This window comes from Methanimicrococcus hongohii (assembly GCF_032594095.1).
In the GTDB taxonomy this organism is placed as follows: domain Archaea; phylum Halobacteriota; class Methanosarcinia; order Methanosarcinales; family Methanosarcinaceae; genus Methanimicrococcus; species Methanimicrococcus hongohii.
On sequence record NZ_CP131059.1, the window covers coordinates 1,729,087 to 1,747,111 of the forward strand.

The 18,025-nt window shown below is 35.0% G+C and carries 11 protein-coding genes; all 11 read right to left on the minus strand.

Annotation, left to right across the window (positions count from 1 at the left end):
- Positions 1–245: 245 nt before the first annotated feature.
- On the minus strand, positions 246–1,415 hold the full coding sequence (locus MmiHf6_RS07810; protein ID WP_478219609.1) for an RHS repeat domain-containing protein: 1,170 nt from the start codon (positions 1,413–1,415) through the stop codon (positions 246–248).
- Positions 1,416–1,665: 250 nt separating this feature from the next.
- Positions 1,666–2,049, minus strand: a complete 384-nt coding sequence (locus MmiHf6_RS07815) for a hypothetical protein (RefSeq protein ID WP_316557236.1) — start codon at positions 2,047–2,049, stop codon at positions 1,666–1,668.
- Positions 2,046–3,215, minus strand: coding sequence for an RHS repeat domain-containing protein (locus MmiHf6_RS07820; protein WP_316557237.1), 1,170 nt, complete (start codon positions 3,213–3,215; stop codon positions 2,046–2,048). Before MmiHf6_RS07820 ends, MmiHf6_RS07815 begins: the two co-directional genes overlap by 4 nt.
- Before the next feature lie 8 nt (positions 3,216–3,223).
- Positions 3,224–4,108: a hypothetical protein gene (locus tag MmiHf6_RS07825; protein ID WP_316557238.1), complete on the minus strand. Its 885-nt coding sequence runs from the start codon at positions 4,106–4,108 to the stop codon at positions 3,224–3,226.
- Positions 4,109–4,161: 53 nt separating this feature from the next.
- Positions 4,162–4,644: a hypothetical protein gene (locus tag MmiHf6_RS07830; RefSeq protein ID WP_316557239.1), complete on the minus strand. Its 483-nt coding sequence runs from the start codon at positions 4,642–4,644 to the stop codon at positions 4,162–4,164.
- A gap of 4 nt (positions 4,645–4,648) precedes the next feature.
- On the minus strand, positions 4,649–5,785 hold the full coding sequence (locus MmiHf6_RS07835; protein ID WP_316557240.1) for an RHS repeat-associated core domain-containing protein: 1,137 nt from the start codon (positions 5,783–5,785) through the stop codon (positions 4,649–4,651).
- A gap of 391 nt (positions 5,786–6,176) precedes the next feature.
- On the minus strand, positions 6,177–7,511 hold the full coding sequence (locus tag MmiHf6_RS07840) for an RHS repeat domain-containing protein (protein WP_316557241.1): 1,335 nt from the start codon (positions 7,509–7,511) through the stop codon (positions 6,177–6,179).
- Complete coding sequence (locus MmiHf6_RS07845) at positions 7,502–7,717, minus strand: hypothetical protein (protein WP_316557242.1); 216 nt, start codon at positions 7,715–7,717, stop codon at positions 7,502–7,504. Before MmiHf6_RS07845 ends, MmiHf6_RS07840 begins: the two co-directional genes overlap by 10 nt.
- Positions 7,717–8,658 (minus strand): hypothetical protein, encoded by a 942-nt coding sequence (locus tag MmiHf6_RS07850; RefSeq protein WP_316557243.1) that lies wholly within the window; start codon positions 8,656–8,658, stop codon positions 7,717–7,719. The genes MmiHf6_RS07845 and MmiHf6_RS07850 overlap by 1 nt, the downstream gene beginning before the upstream one ends.
- Entirely contained in the window at positions 8,651–9,079 is a 429-nt protein-coding gene (locus MmiHf6_RS07855) for a hypothetical protein (RefSeq protein WP_316557244.1), read from the minus strand. The genes MmiHf6_RS07850 and MmiHf6_RS07855 overlap by 8 nt, the downstream gene beginning before the upstream one ends.
- A gap of 54 nt (positions 9,080–9,133) precedes the next feature.
- Positions 9,134–17,944 (minus strand): RHS repeat domain-containing protein, encoded by an 8,811-nt coding sequence (locus MmiHf6_RS07860; RefSeq protein WP_316557245.1) that lies wholly within the window; start codon positions 17,942–17,944, stop codon positions 9,134–9,136.
- Between the last annotated feature and the right edge of the window lie 81 nt (positions 17,945–18,025).

Below are 18,025 nucleotides of genomic sequence, written 5' to 3' on the forward strand. Positions count from 1 at the left end.
TTTTAGTTTTCCTTTACGTTAGCGGTCTTGTTGTTTTTGTTTGTTTATTTATTTCTTCATAATGATTTTTTGATTTCTCTTGTATATCATCATGTAAATACGAATATCCTCTTCCAAAGTCGCTTTTTTGATTATCCGTTACGGAGTCTATTAAGTCTCCTTCTCCAGGGAGCTCTGATGAAAGAAAACCTGTAATTCCTCCTTGAGTTGCACTTTCTATTGTTCTGGTTTGAATATTTTGCCAATCACCTTCTAAAACAGCTGATGTAAATTCTGAAATGCCTTCTGGTTATTGCTGATACTCCTGTTGTAGCAATAGTACTCAAAGTTCCAGCAGTGGCTATAGAACCTCCAGATGCAAGAATTCCAGATGCTACGGCTGGCCCTATTGTTACAGTTGCTCCTGTTCCTGCCCCTTCTATTGTATATTCAATGCCAGATTTTTCCACATCCCAATACAGTTCTGAGAAAGTCGGATTTTCTGTTTCATAATGACGAACTAAGGCATTATCAATTCCTATAATTACTCCTATTATTGACCCTCCTAAAGCACCAATTGCAATGCCCCCCATAACAAAAATTGCAGCTGCTTTTGGATTATGCCCATCAGGATCTGTATATTTCAAAGGATTATTATAACAATAGGAATACCGATTCAAAGCTTGTGGGTTATACAAGTCAGGAATTATAGAATCCGCTTGTGTAAACACAAAAGTTTCCGGATTATAATATCTTGCTCCGTAATAATAAAGTCCGATTTCCGAATCAAACTCTTTTCCGGTGAATGAATATTTCTCTTCACCGCCTTCACGATGACTGCCAAACGGATAATAAAGTGTTCTTTCAACTAATTCTCCTTCCGAATCAATCATAACATTTGTAGAGCCTAAATGGTCGTCCAAATACCAGAAGGTTCCTTCTGTTGAATTCTTTGCAACACGATTTCCGTTTGCGAAATAATAAACGGTTTCTTCGCCGTCTTCGATGTCGAAATCTTCACTTATGTAATACGAAACAATTCCGTTCTCAATTTTCTTGATTCTGTTTCCGGATTCATCATAAACAAATTCGGCAATTGTTCTGTTATCTTCCGATTTCTTCAAAACTTCCGTTAAACGGTTAGCGTCATTGTAAATGTAAACAAAGCTGCTGTCTTCAATTAAATTACCGTTTGCATCGTAGAACAAGGTTGTTTCGCCGACTCTCGTCGGCGCATGAATTCCTGCGTTGTTTCCGTATTCAAATCCGAAAACGATTTCTTCATCGGTTGTTAAATCTTTGCTTCTGTGAGCGAGAATGCTGCCGAGCGGATTGTAAACAAATGACTGGGCATAGTTTTCACTGCCGGTTAAAAGCAAGCGATCCAAATCATCATAGAAGAAATATTGGTTTTCGTTGAGGACATTATCGGAAATGCTGGTGTTTCTTTTAAAATAATATTGTTCTTAATTGCTGATGAATTATTCTTTCTTTTCTATTTTTAATATTTTTGTAATATTTCCTATATATAAAAATAATATTGATGCTATAATTAATATGATAAATGGAACTCCTTTAATCACGAGGTATAGAAACACTATCGTTCCAATCATCATATATATTATTAGTTTTATTAATGAATCCATATTTTATCCTCTGATTACATAATTTAGTTTAAAGGCTTTGTCACTTTTTGTTTATTTTTTCTTCTTCCACACTTTGCTCAACATTTTTCTGATATTGGGTTAAGATAAAATTTGGATTATTTTCAAAGTAATTATATCCTTTTCCAAGAGGTTCCCCGTGATTATTTTTGTATTCCTCAACCAAATAATTATCCGTAAGTGAAGGGATTGTATACTTTGTCACATCAGTAACTAAAGAGCTTGCCGTTTCTGATACTGTTGGATTGAAAATCCTTGAATAGTTCATATTTGATAATGTCTCAAATACACTTTGACCACTTTGATAATTTTTATCAAATTCATCAATAAAATAAATTGAACTATAAATCAATCCCGTGATTGCTCCCCCACTAGCACTAGCTAATTCTGAAGATGCTCCGCTCATCCAGCATATGCTGTCACAGCAGCTCCTGCACTTAATGCGCCTCCAAATAAACCACCTTTCCCAATTCCTTCTAATGTTGCTCCACTTAGTTGTAAATAATTAATTTTTCCATCTTCATAGTATTGAACTAAAGCATTATCTATGCCATATACCAATCCTCCGCCAATCCCTCCTCCTGCAACGCCCGCATAAGCAATTATAAGATACGGACTATGCCCGTCAGGATCTTCATAAATCAACGGATTATTATAGCAATAGGAATACCGATTCAAAGCCTGTGGGTTATACAAGTCAGGAATTATAGAATCCGCTTGTGTAAATACAAAAGTTTCCGGATTATAATATCGCGCGCCGTAATAATAAAGCCCGATTTCCGAATCAAATTCTTTTCCTGTGAATGAATATTTCTCTTCACCGCCTTCACGATGACTTCCAAACGGATAATAGAGTGTTCTTTCAACTAATTCTCCTTCTGAATCAATCATAACATTTGTAGAACCTAAATGATCATCCAAATACCAGAATGTTCCATCAGTCGAATTTTTGGCAATACGATTTCCGTTGGCGAAATAATAAACCGTTTCTTCGCCGTCTTCAATGTCGAAGTCTTCGCTGATGTAATACGAAATGATTCCGTCTTCGAGTTTCTTGATTCTGTTTCCGGATTCATCATAAACGAATTCGGCGATTGTTCTGTTATCTTCTGATTTCTTCAAAACTTCCGTTAAACGGTTAGCGTCATTGTAAATGTAAACGAAGCTGCTGTCTTCAATTAAATTACCGTTGGCATCGTAGAACAAGATTGTTTCACCGACTCTCGTCGGCGCATGAATTCCTGCATTGTTACCATATTCAAATCCGAAAACGATTTCTTCATTGGTTGTTAAATCTTTGCTTCTGTGAGCAAGAATGCTGCCGAGCGGATTGTAAACGAATGACTGGGCATAGTTTTCACTGCCGGCTAAAAGCAAGCGATCCAAATCATCGTAGAAGAAATATTGATTTTCATTGAGAATGTTATCGGAAATGCCTATTATGTTTCCTTTTTCATCGAATGAATAATCCAAATTTTGAAGATTTGGCGTGTTTATGTTTTCTATGCGCTGTGTCCAACTGTCATAAGTCAATTCGGTTGAAATGCCATTGTTGAATTTTTTTCGAGTCATCAGATTCATTATTTTACATCAACCAATGTGATTGGAATAAAATCTCTTTTATGCTGTTCTAAATCATTAATCAAAAATTTCATAGCATCGTTTGTCACGACCCACAATTTTTGAGGATAATAAGGTGCACCGTCATATGCCCCCAATATTTCAGTCATCACATTAAAATTTGAAATATTTTTCATTACGTCTTGGTTATAATAGAATTTATCATCCACGACATATTGGCGAAGAGAAAGGTTTGCTTTCACTTTCTTGATTTCCGTTTTAGAATTCAATGGCGGCATTGTATGAAGCGGGATCAACTGGTAATAAGTTTCGTTCATTTCATACGGTTTTTGCGTTAATCCTTTGACAGCCTGAATCGGTCGAAGTTTAAATTCGTTGTTAAATCCGTTTTTCTCAAATTCCTGAAATATTTTTTCAGTAACAATGATTTCTCCAGATTCTGTGAATACAAAATTTTTATTCACGATTGTTTTATAATTCAATTTCAAATTTTCTTTTTGAATTCCCAAAGTTAAGTTTGTTTGAATCTCTTTTTCTGAAGGAAATGCAAATTTGTTATACTTTCTTTGAGGGATCTTTTGAAGCGGCATGAATACATACGATTCATAATCTGCGAAATTTGGATCGTATTCGGGCGGGACATCTTTTCGAACAAAATATTTTTGGAATGCAAATATTGTAAAAACACTGGATGTCGCCACCAATAGCAAAAAATAATCATCAAATGGCAAAATATATCTTAAAAATAATCCGAAAATAACAACCATACTGACAGTAAGCAAAAATGTTACAGCAATTCCTATAGGTATTGTAAATAACAACCTGACCCAGAAAATATTGTATTTTTTATTTGAAGGGATTAAAAAATATTTTTTTGTTGCCATATAAATTCCGGGTGCTATCATAAAAATAGCATAAATGAAGAGAAAGTAATCCATTAAAGTTCACTCTCCCTTGAAATTCTCTCTCTGTTTGAATTTAAAAGCAATTTTTTTAACATCTTTAAAAACAGGATGTTTAAAACAATTGAAAAGAAAGCTGAGATCAAAAAATAATTGTTTAGAGTCAATAATCCTTCAACTGTTTCTGTTAAATCAAGCATCTCTAATGCATTAAAGATAAAATTGTAAATGTTTAATCTCATGTACAGAATTGAAGGCACAAACAAAAATATGAATGCAAAAAATATGCCGGAAAATGCTGAAATCATCATTTCAACATATCTGGGGGGAAAATATTCGTTGCTTCTTGTAAAAATATAAAATAAAGGATTTTCCAATAAATATGGAATGTTATAACAGATTAAAAATAAAAATGCAATTGCAAGAATAATGAATACTGCATCATAAATCGTATTCGATATAATTACCATTAAAATCATTATTACAATCAATAATGCAAATAAAAATGGTCTTTCCATGTTTTCACCTGCTTCTCTTTGCTTTAATTACATCATTACTTCTTCTACTATTGCTATCTGCATTATTATTTTGTTTATCTGCATTTCCAGATTCAATTTTATAAAACTGATAAACAGTGCCAGGTGCTTGTGATGCAACTTCTTGAAGTAAAACACTACTCTTTGCTGTTGCACTGCCTCCAGCTAAAAACCCACCGGCTCCGCCTGCTATTACATTTGCAGGCAAGTCTTCACAAAAAGTGCCGGGATCTGCACCGAAAACACCGATATCAACAGCATCCCCTGCAATTGTTCCAAATGTAGCTGATACGGTTCCTACTGCTCCGTATGTTATGGCAGCTGCGGTTACATCAGCTGCTCCGGTTCCAAACATTGTTAAACCTGTTGTAGCAGTTCCGACAAGCGCTGCTTCAGAAGTGGCACCCGCAACAGTTAATGTTCCCGAAGCCAAACCAATTCCATATCCCATTGTTAGGCCTGCAACGCCGCCACCAACAGCTCCAACTACTGCTCCTTTTCCAACAGCGCTCCAATCTGTTACTTTTCCATGAACTTGTATTCCGCCACTCAAGCTTACACTTATTCCTCCTGTTGCTTGTATTTGTTTATATGCTACCATTCCTCCGCCCAGAACTGCACCGACCGCTGCACCTATTGCAGCTGTTGCGAATAATGGATTATGCCCATCAGGATCTTCATATTTCAACGGATTATTATAACAATATGAATATCGATTCAAAGATTGTGGATTGTAATAGTCGGGGATTAAAGTATCCGCTTGTGTAAACACAAATGTTTCCGGATTATAATATCTCGCTCCGTAATAATAAAGCCCGATTTCCGAATCAAATTCTTTTCCGGTGAAAGAATATCTCTCTTCACCGCCTTCACGATGACTGCCGAACGGATAATAGAGTGTTCTTTCGACAAGTTCACCGTCTGAATCAATCATAACATTTGTAGAGCCTAAATGATCATCCAAATACCAGAACGTTCCGTCGGTCGAATTTTTGGCAATACGATTTCCGTTGGCGAAATAGTAAACAGTTTCTTCGCCGTCTTCGATGTCGAAATCTTCACTAATGTAATAGGAAACGATTCCGTTTTCAATTTTTCTTGATTCTGTTTCCGGATTCATCATAAACGAATTCGGCGATTACTTTGTTGTTTTCGGATTTTTTCAGTCAAGAATTATTGATAATATACGTGTTATTTTTATTATCTGAAAATAACATGCGTTTTGGAGATTTGACAATTTAAACATTTCCAAATTTGTGATCTATTACAGCCCACAAGAATGAAATAAAAATCATAAACAAAATCATAGTGGTTAAAGATGCTCCTTTTACTAAGAAAATGAAAGATAATATCACTACAATAGATACGTATATAATGTATAATTTTTTGTTCATATTTTCCCTTCTCTCATGTTTGTTCAATGATTTTGAAATTTTTAAAATTGTTAAGTGTGAATGTTATCTCTTACAATCATCTGACAACACTCACTTTTTGAAATTATTTCGATTAATATCTTATGTTAATGGTCTTGTTGTTTTTGTTTGTTTATTTACTTCTTCATAATGTTTTCTTGATCTTTCTGAGATATCTTCAGACAAATAGGAGTAGCCTTTTCCAAGATCTTCCCCATTATTGGTGCTCAAATCTTTTGTCATATCTGCAATACTTATTGCTGGAATAGGAAGGTATGAATCTACAAAAGCCACCATTCCCTCTCTCCTTGAGTTACCATTGTTTATTATACTCTGTATTGTTTCTGATACTTTTTGTTCGCCATTCAATATTGGATCTATTTGTGGTATGAATTCTGCAGTTGCAGATGCTACACTGCTTATTCCAGCTGATATTACTGCTGTTGCTTCTATACTTCCAGTATATGTTGTAATTTCTGTGGTCATTGCCATACCTATTCCTGCTGTTCCTCCAATTACTCCTCCTTTCCCAACTCCTTCTAATGTCGATTTTCCTACCTCTATTAAATTTACTTGACCTGTTTCATAATATTGCACTAAAGCATTATCAACACCAAATCCAATACCCCCCAATATTCCTCCTGCGGTTATACTTGACCAAATGGCAAATATGGGGCTATGCCCATCAGGATCCTCATAAATCAACGGATTATTATAGCAATAGGAATACCGATTCAAAGATTGTGGATTGTAATAGTCGGGGATTAAAGTATCCGCTTGTGTAAACACAAAAGTCTTCGGATTATAATATCGTGCACCGTAATAATAAAGTCCGATTTCCGAATCAAACTCTTTTCCGGTGAATGAATATTTCTCTTCACCTCCTTCACGATGACTGCCAAACGGATAATAAAGTGTTCTTTCAACTAATTCTCCTTCCGAATCAATCATAACATTTGTAGAGCCTAAATGGTCGTCCAAATACCAGAAGGTTCCTTCTGTTGAATTCTTTGCAACACGATTTCCGTTGGCGAAATAATAAACCGTTTCTTCACCGTCTTCAACATCGAAATCTTCACTGATATAATACGAAACGATTCCATCTTCGATTTTCTTGATTCTGTTTCCGGACTCGTCATAAATGAATTCGGCGATTGTTCTGTTGTCTTCCGATTTCTTCAAAACTTCCGTTAAACGATTGGCATCATTGTAAATGTAAACAAAGCTGCTGTCTTCAATCAAATTGCCGTTGGGATCGTAGAACAAATTTGTTTCGCCGACTCTCGTCGGCGCGTGAATTCCTGCGTTGTTACCATATTCAAATCCGAAAACGATTTCTTCATCGGTTGTTAAATCTTTGCTTCTGTGAGCGAGAATGCTGCCGAGCGGATTGTAAACGAATGACTGAGCATAGTTTTCACTGCCGGCTAAAAGCAAACGGTCCAAATCGTCATAGAAGAAATACTGGTTTTCATTGAGAATGTTGTCGGAAATGCCTCTATTATGTTTCCTTTTTCATCGAATGAATAATCCAAATTTTGAAGATTCGGCGTGTTTATGTTTTCTATACGCTGTGTCCAACTGTCATAAGTCAATTCGGTTGAAACGCCGTTGTTGAATTCTTTTCGGGTCATCAGATTCATTATTTAACATCAACCAATGTGATTGGAATAAAATCTCTTTTATGCTGTTCTAAATCATTTACTAATATTTTCATAGTTCTGTTTGTGACAATCCACAAATATCGCGGTGCATTAAATGGCTTATTGTTTTCACCAAATAATTCTAAACTAATGTTGAAATCTTGTGTTGGCAAAACTGATTCATCATAATATACAAGATTATCAGCAATGTATATTTTTACGGAGGGTCTGATGTATCTGATAATTTTTGTTTCAGTTGACATCGGAGGCATTATATGCGTCGGTATTAATTGATAATATTTTATTTCAGTTTTAAATCTTGAATCTTTACTGTTTTTAACCGTTTGTTCCTGAAACCCTGTCAAACTTTTCTCTTTGAATAATTCTAATGCTTTTTCACTGACGACAATTTCTCCGTAATACGTACAAGCAATATCTTTGTCCTTCATTGATTTGAAATCTATTATCAATTCGTTCAATTGTTTTTGTCTCTGAAGTTCTTTTAAACCTTTTTGATTAATCGGTTTGGTAAATTTCGTCCCAAAAGTGCCGCCCCCTTGAATGTTAATTTCAGGCATATAAACATATAATTCATACTTTTCAAAATCCGGCCAATATTCCGGCGGCATATCTTTTCTTAAAAAGTATTTGTGAACAATGAATATGAACAAAAGTCCAAATATCGCAGGTACTGCTAAAATTATCGGTTCACCGAATGTATCCATTATTGTATGCCCTATCTCCAGATTTGAAAAAATATAAATAATAATTGAAACAGGAAGCAATACAAGGATAGTTGTCAACGGCAACAAGTATATCGCTCGTATGATAAAACTGTTATATTTTCTATTTTTGATGATGACAAAATTGTTTTTAGTTGCCAAATAAATTCCCGGAATCATTGCAATTAAAAAAAGCAAAAATACAATAAAATTATTCATTTACACTGTCTCCTGTTGTAATTTTATCTTCAACATTTATCAATTTAGTGAGATAATCTACTGCAAAAACAAATGCAAATCCAGAGACGATGAAAGATACGCCATTAAGTATTGGTGAATTTAATACATATTGTAGTGTAAATGGTGTAAATATGTTTATGATTTGCGAAATTAAAATCATTGAGATTAATAAAAATACCAACGGGTAAATAAAATTCGAAATTAAAACAATCAAACCCTCTGCTTCTTTCGAAGATAAAAATACATTATTTTTTACATATGTATAAAGTAATGGATAACGTCTAATTCCGTAAATAAATAAAACTAATGTATGAACAGAAATTAGTAAAAGTGAATGTTCGTGGGGCAAAATGGATACAATAATTGCCATTAAAATAATTATTAAATATATTTTTTTCATCTGAATCCCGCTATCTTTTTTAAAAATATGAAATAAATTAAGAGTTATCTTAATTTATTTTTTATTAGATTTGAATAATTTATATCCTATCGAATTTTTATTGATTTTTACTGAAAATTTTCCGGAGCCGTATGTTACGTATCCTGAATCAGAATTCAGATTATTGTTCTTTAACGAAGCTGAATTCATTGAATGTGTTACATATTGTTGTGATCCCTGAGATATTATTTCAGATCCAACGGCATTTGTTGTTGAACCATATGCTGCGTATGGTGAAAGAGCAGTTGAAGTTCCTCCTCCTACTGGACCTCCAATTGATCCAGCTGCCATGTATGTTAACCACTTTTCTCCATTTGCAACATCACTTAACTCTCCTCCTTCTACCCAATTTTCGACAGTATCCGCAGCAACTCCTCCTGCCAATGTTGCATATGCTCCGGTATGACTTAAGAATATAACCCCCGCTGTCATATCTGCCGTCGATTTCCCAAAAATTGCTATTCCACCAGAAGTAGTAACTGTTCCTGTTCCCATTATAGTCCCGCTGGCAAGACCTACTCCCACCCCTAATGTCAATCCGGCTATGCCGCCTGCTATTCCTCCCAACGCCGCTCCTTTTGCCACTGCATCCCAATCACTGATTGTTCCTGTTGCACTATATTGTTTATATGCGGCAATAGCTCCACCTGCAGCCAATCCAACAGCTGCTCCTATTATTGCCGTCGCAAATAATGGCATATGCCCATCAGGATCCTCATATTTCAATGGATTATTATAGCAATAGGAATACCGATTCAAAGTCTGCGGATTATAAACATCAGGAATTATAGAATCAGCTTGTGTAAACACAAATGTTTCCGGATTATAATATCTTGCTCCGTAATAGTAAAGCCCGATCTCTGAATCAAACTCTTTTCCGGTGAATGAATATTTCTCTTCACCGCCTTCACGATGACTGCCGAACGGATAATAAAGTGTTCTTTCAACTAATTCTCCTTCCGAATCAATCATAACATTTGTAGAGCCTAAATGGTCGTCCAAATACCAGAAGGTTCCTTCTGTTGAATTCTTTGCAACACGATTTCCGTTGGCGAAATAATAAACCGTTTCTTCACCGTCTTCAACATCGAAATCTTCACTGATATAATACGAAACGATTCCATCTTCGATTTTCTTGATTCTGTTTCCGGATTCATCATAAACGAATTCGGCAATTGTTCTGTTGTCTTCCGATTTCTTTAAAACTCCCGTTAAACGATTAGCATCATTGTAAATGTAAACAAAACTGCTGTCTTCGATTAGGTTTCCGTTTGCATCGTAGAACAAGGTTGTTTCGCCGACTCTCGTCGGCGCATGAATTCCTGCGTTGTTTCCGTATTCAAATCCGAAAACGATTTCTTCATCGGTTGTTAAATCTTTGCTTCTGTGAGCGAGAATGCTGCCGAGCGGATTGTAAACAAATGACTGGGCATAGTTTTCACTGCCGGTTAAAAGCAAGCGATCCAAATCATCATAGAAGAAATATTGGTTTTCGTTGAGAATGTTGTCGGAAATGCCTATTATGTTTCCTTTTTCATCGAATGAATAATCCAAATTTTGAAGATTCGGCGTGTTTATGTTTTCTATACGTTGTGTCCAGTCGTCATAAGTCAATTCGGTTGAAATGCCGTTTGTGAAATCTTTTTTTGTCATTAAATTCAGAGAATTGTAGCTGATATTGTCAATGATTCCGGGGATTGATGACAAAAGTGCTTGATTGTTGTAATTGTATTCAACAATTTTTCCATTCGGAAGTGTTTTTTGAATCACTCTGTCCATTGAATCGTATTGATATTTTGTAATGAAATCAGGACCAAATTCTGTCGGCTCAAAGGGGGCATCAGGCAATTGTGAATAATAGGCACTGACTTCGCCTTCTGCGAAACAGATTTCGGACTGATAGTTTTCAGCTTCAATTTTCATATTTGAAATCAATTCATCAAACTCAAATGAATAGGAATATGTATCAACACATTCCCCATACTCATTTTTCTCAACAGCAATATTCAATTCATTCAAATCAGCTGTAAATAAAACATTGAAAGTGATGTTTTCATAAGATACATTTGAATTGACATTTTGCATCATATCAATCAATGAATTATTTGAATCAAAGATATGAATTGTACCTGAATTGTCCTGAGACAATTTTATCATTTCCAAATCATTCAAATAAATTGAAATGTCGGAATTTTCAATCGGCATTGCTCTGAAATTTGTTAAACTTAATTCGCTGATATATGAATTCTCAGCTCCAAAGTCAACCGTAACCTCTCCTTCATTCTCAAACATATTGTTTGGGATAATCGGCTTTTCAAGTTCTTCCATGTTCATTTTATATCTGATATCATATTCTCCGCTGACGTATTCAACACCTGCTTGATATCCTGTGATATATACTCTCATTTCTTCCAATTCATCAGAACTTTCGTAAGCATAATGATATGTGCCATTGGATTGCCCTCTTACGAATTTTTCGATTTTTATAAGTGTTTCCGAATCCGTTTTTGTGAAAGAAATGTCAAAAGTGATATTTTCAGCAGTTGTCTTCCCGTTCACTTTACTAATTGTTCCAAGCTGCGTGCTGTTTTCGCCATATATGTACAATATACCGCCGGCAGCATTATCAACGAATCTCAGAATTTCATGATTGTTTATATGAATGTAAGCTTTGTCTCCTGAACCCATAGACGCTCTGAATTTTTCCAAATTCAATTCTTGGACCGTCCATTCATCATTATTTAAATGAATCGTTATATCATCTTCAAGAGCGAAAGATCCGTTTGAAATCAAACCTCCCGATTCATAAGTGACATCGTATTGACTGTTGATGTAATTTATTTCCGATTGATATCCAAAAAAATGAATACGTGAATACGTGATCGGCATCTCATAGTCGATCTCATATGAATATTCATCAACGATATTCCCGTTTTTCATTTTTTCAATATCAATAATCAAAGATGACTCGGTTTTATCGAAATTGATATTAAATGTAACATTTTCATAGATCGGATTACCATTAATTTGGGAGATAATATCCAATTCATTTCCATCTTCATCTAATATCTGCAAAATTCCGCCGTCGGAAGTATCTGTAAATCGTAATATTTCGTAATTGTTCAGGTACACTGATGCAGAATCATAAACCCCCGTTGAAACTCTGAAATCTGTTAAATCCAATTTTTTAATGTTTGATCCTTCCTCATAAATGACAAAATCTTCTTCATTTTCAAAAGACAATGTTACCTCATCGGGCGGCAAAATTGGGATGTAAACAGCTTCATAATTTCCGCTGATATAATCCGTCCCTGACAAATAACCGTTCATGTAAACTCTTAAAGCTGTTATCGTTTCATCTGCTGTTTCGTAGGAATATTGATGGTTTGTAACAACTCCATTATACGTTTTTTCAATGAAAATTTGCATTTCCGAATCTGATTGAACGAATTTTATATCAAAAGTGATATTCTCAAAAGACGGCTTCCCATTCATTCTTTGAATTGTTCCAAGTGTTGCCCCCTGTTCGTCAAAGATATATAAAATGCCGCCGGCAGCATTATCAACAAATCTGAGTATTTCACGTCCATTCAACTGAACGTATGCAATATCTCCTGCTCCTGTTGATACTCTGAAATCAGTGAGATTAAGTTCTTGAAGAGTATACCCTTCTTTTTCCAATAAAATTGTGATGTCATCTTCATTCACAAAAGAACCATATTCGGGATCAATTGTTATCTGATCATAATTGACATTATATTCGCTGCTGATATAATTTACACCCGATTGGTATCCGCTGATGTAAGCTCTCATGGATGAAATCGGTTCATCAGTCTCATACGAGTACAGGTATTGCGTAATTTGACCTCTGTAATTCCGCTCAATTTCAACCGTCATTTCTGAAGAGTCGTGATCATAATTAAACGAAATATTGAAAGTAATATTCTCATAATTCAAATGACCATTCATCGGAGAAATTGTTCCAAGACCGGCTCCGTTTTCATCAAATATGTATAAGATGCCGCCGGCAGCATTATCAACAAATCTGAGAATCTCATTATCGTTAAGATAAATACTTGCAACATCTCTTGAACCGGTTGAAACTCTCAAATTCTCCAAATTCAATTCTCTTAATCTGAATCCCTCTTCATCAAAATTAATTGTGATATCTTCTTCATTTCCAAAGAAATCATTTGCCGAAATTGGGGAATTATAAACAATAATTGCCGATTCTTCGGGCAGTTCTAAAGGTTCAATTGTAATTATCCTTTCTGCAGAGTCTGCATCTGTCCTTTTTATAGAATTTGTATCTGCGGATTGATTATATTCCGACTTTTCAATATTCTCAAATTGAATGGACGAACGAGTGAAATCAACATTTTGAGATGAAAGTTTTGATTCCGTATTATTGTACACTGACGATTCTTCTTCAAATATTAAATTGCCGATTTCACGATCCGTATTCCGAAGAGTGTTTACAGATTTCGTTTCTGTATTTGTTCGGTAATTCGTTTGATTTAATTCTGAAATTTCAGCATAATCAATTTCATCCTTTGAGGAAGCCCATTCATTTTTCAATTCATATGATTGTAAAATGTCTACCGTATCTGAGAAAGCCTTTGTTTGAATCTCTAAAGAGTCTAATACTCTTTTGGGAGCAGAAGAACTCTCATATCCTTCAATTGAAACATTTTCTTCAACAATACGCAATCTTTCATCATAAAGATATGATTTTGTTGTTATTCCCGTTGTAACTTTTGAGAGCGTACCAACTGTTTCGTTATCGTATTCAAAAAATACATCCGCATCCGCCGGATAATCAATCAGAATAATACGGTCCAAAGGATCATAATCGTAGTAAGTTGTGACTCCCCTGTTATCTGTTTCAGATGTTTTCTTCCCGTTTGCATTGTATTCATATCTCCAAACGCCCAAATCAGGGTCATCCAACTCAATCATTCTTCCCAACGAATCATAAGTAAAAGTGATGTTTTCAACTTTGTAGGTTGTATCAATCGGTGTATTGACTCCAAGCGAACTCAATTCGGTTTCAACCAATATCGGATTGTCTCCGTTAATCGTTTCGTTTTCAATCAAAAATGAAATGTTTGACTGATCATAATATTGGTTCGGAATAATTTTAATCAGATTATTTGCAGCATTGTATTCATAACCGGTTTCATAAATCTCATCACCGTTGAATTCTGTTACCTTTACAATATTGCCGTAAATGTCTTTGTCCGATTGAAGTTTATTTCCTCGTTCATCAAAAGCGGTTGTTTTCAACTGCTCATATTCGATTCTTTTAGATGTTTCGTCAGGATTCATTATTTGAATCAACCGCCCGAATGAATCGTAACTATGAGTTGTATTCAAATATATTTCAGAATCTTTTCTCGGTGCAACGACTGTGGAAACATTTCCGTAATTGTCATAGTATGTTTCTTGAATGATATTTTCTGAAATATCTTCGGATTCAGATTCCGTTTTAATGACACGTTTCAATCCGTCATAATATTTCCAAGTGTCATAATATTGATTTTCATATTCTTTTATTGAAATTTGAATATATTCGGGAGCAACACCGTCAATGAAGTAACTGTATTGAATTGTCGGACTGCTTTGAGAATCTCCCGGTTTAATCACTTTTGTAATTCTTCCGAATCCGTCATATTCCATGACTGTTTCAAAATCGTTCGGATCGGTTGTTTTAATGAGCTTGCCTAAACCAAAATCATATTCAAGTAGTGTTTTCTGGTCCAAAGCATTTGTAAATGAGCTCGGAAAAATTGGATTTTCATCATATTCAACTGTTGTCAAATGACCGTTTCCGTCATATTGAGCAATTAGGTTGCCGTAAGAATCATATTCAAAGTCTTGGACAATGTCCTCACCGTTATTGTTCCAATCAACGGTTTTCGTAATCAATCCTCTTGTCGGAGCCGCATTTAAATCATCGTTGCCGTCATAGAAAAAGGAAGATTCGGCAATTTTTTGGCCGTATGCGCCTTTAACTGTTTCGCGTTTGATATTGCCAAGAATCCATTCGTCAATATTGTAAGTGTATTCTAGAAATGTTGTTTTTTCATCACCAATAAATGAAATATCTCCCTCATTCTGAATTTTTGTCGGGTTTCCGTAAGCGTCGTATTCATAAATTATTTCAGAAATTATCGGATTCGGGTGTTTATCGTAAAGGGAGTAAGTTGAATTTGCTGTTAAAACTTCAAAAACACCGTCCTTTTCATTGACAATAAAATCGTTTTCCGTAACGGAATATATTTCTCCTGAATCGGATTGAATAACTGTTTTGTATTCTTTTCCTTTTTTAGCTTTGTCTTGGTGGAAATAATGCTCAACCACAGATCTTCCATCGTTTACTGTCACTTTTTTGAAACCCAGAAATTCGGATTTACCTTTCGGTTCAATGTGCATTATCCCGCCTAAATAATCATATGTCAAAACAGTCATTGTCTGTTTATCATCATCCATGCCATTTTCATTTTCAATTTTTTTCACCACATTTATCGGAATTGACATACGATGATTTCCATTTTCATCTCTGTTGTCAAAATGGGTCGAAACATCATATTCAATTTTCGTCTTTGCCCCTGATGAATGGCTAATCTGGGTCAGTAAATTCGGTGTGCTGTCAGGGGAATTCAGCCATACGTGATTAAAACTTCCTCCTCCGTCTCTAATATAGGACGAACGTACAACATCGGGGAGGCCATCAGCATTAATGTCTGTTACTCTTGCACCGGAGTTCAGGCTATAATCTGTCACAACAAAGCGAAACGGAATGTATTGTTGAATACTTGCAAATCCTTTTCCGGTGTTGATGTATGAAGAATTCCATGAAGGATTTGAAATTATAATATCATTTAACCCGTCCCCATTAAAATCTGAAAAACGAGTTCCAGAATCTCCATATTTTGCAGATAATATAACAGGAAGTTGTCTTGTTTGGTCTATGACAAATCCTTCTCCTGTGTTTATGTATGTTGTTTTATATGTTACTCCACTTGATGAATAGGAGGAAACAATATCCGGTAACCCATCTCCATTTATGTCCACAAAAGCCGCTCCCGAGTTATTGTTAAATAATACCGGCGGCTCCCATGTGGAATTATATATAAATCCTTCACCAGTGTTTATCCATGCCCTTGAGTATCGATAATTTACATAACCCGATTCTACAATATCTGGCAATCCGTCTCCGTTTAAATCAACAATGCGAGCTCCTGAATTGTTCTCAAAACTGACAGACGGTAATCTCCATGTAGAACTTCTGACAAATTCATTCCCTGTATTTATCCAGACACTTGATTGATATCCGGAATTTTTATCATAACGTGCTAAAATAATGTCCGGTAGTCCGTCTCCGTTAATATCTATTATTCTGGAGCCAGTAGGATAAATGTGCCCATTATAATAATTGTTAAAATAAGTTTGATTGGCTAAATTTTGGCTTCTGTAATTATCTTTAACAAATCCTGTTCCATTGTTTATCCAAACCCCTTTTGCAATGTTGTGGTTATTCATAAAACATTGGACAATATCTGGATAGCCGTCGCCGTTGACATCCGCGAAGTTTGCTCCTTGATCTACATTTCTCATTCTTCTTGCTGAAACATCGTTGTGTACAAACAAAACCGGTATATTCCATTTTGTATCTTGAGAATAGGTGCCGGCCCATTTTCCGTATTCAAATGTCGTTTTTGGAAGTGTCTCTATTCCATCAGATCTCTCTATCGACTTTAAAGAAATATGATTATCTGCCGTATCATATTGGATTCTGTAATGATAAATCTCTTCATTATCGACTTTTATTATAATTGAAGATAACAATGATTTTTCAGAAGTATGTGTCCCACTTTTATAATTTTCAAATACAATTGGTTTTTGTGTTCTTCCAAATTCAATGGAAGCACAACCTTCGTTGTAAATAATATTTGCTAAATAAGAAGTGCCGATTTCTCCGTCAATGGGATTTTTTATATAATTATAAGAAATAATATTCTCGTTATTGTCTTTAATTTGGTCTAATTTCCATTTTGTAACATAATTCCGATTAGACACCGAATTTAATAGCTCAGAATCATCATTATATCCAAAACGATATTCTGTGCCATCTTTTGTTTTTAATATCCAATGTTTTCCATGGTGATTTAAACCACCCTCTATTTTTCTAATATTCATATATGTTTCAGTTTCTGTTTGATATGATTCCTCTGTTTCATTATATATCAGATCATAACCCGATCCATCAAAAAACAATTTAAATTTATCATCTGTTGTGTCGGTCGGTGTATAATTTACATCTCTCAAAATATAATATTCATTTAGGGTCCAACTGTCTCCTAACCATCCATATGTTCCTCCCGATGATTGGCTGTTATATATTAATCTAATCAATGGTTGAAAATCAACTGTTCCTTTTGGCAGTTGAATCGGATATGTATATATTGCTGCTCCTGAAAAATTGCTGGTTAAATAACTGTCATTTACAGTACCTGTATCAGGTGGTTGATGGGCAGTTAAAGCATCTGTGTTAATTGCAGGGGGCTCATCTGCTGCTGCTGCCATAATTTGTATTTCTTCATCATCTCTATTTTCTGGCTGATTCTCATTTTCTATTTCTGTTTGCTCTTCATCTTCTGTTTCAATTGTTATATCTTCAGAGACATCTGTTTCGTCAGATGTTATGTCATGCAAACAGTTTAAAGAATTTATTTCGGATACATCCGATTCTGCAGCAAAAGCAAAAGAAGGCGTTAAAATCATCAATGCAATTAAAAGAACGATTATTTTTTTGAAATTCATGTATTCAACCCAATTTTTCGATAGTATAAACTGGTTGATTGAATTCAGTTACCCCTAACTAAACACAACCAAAACCCTAAG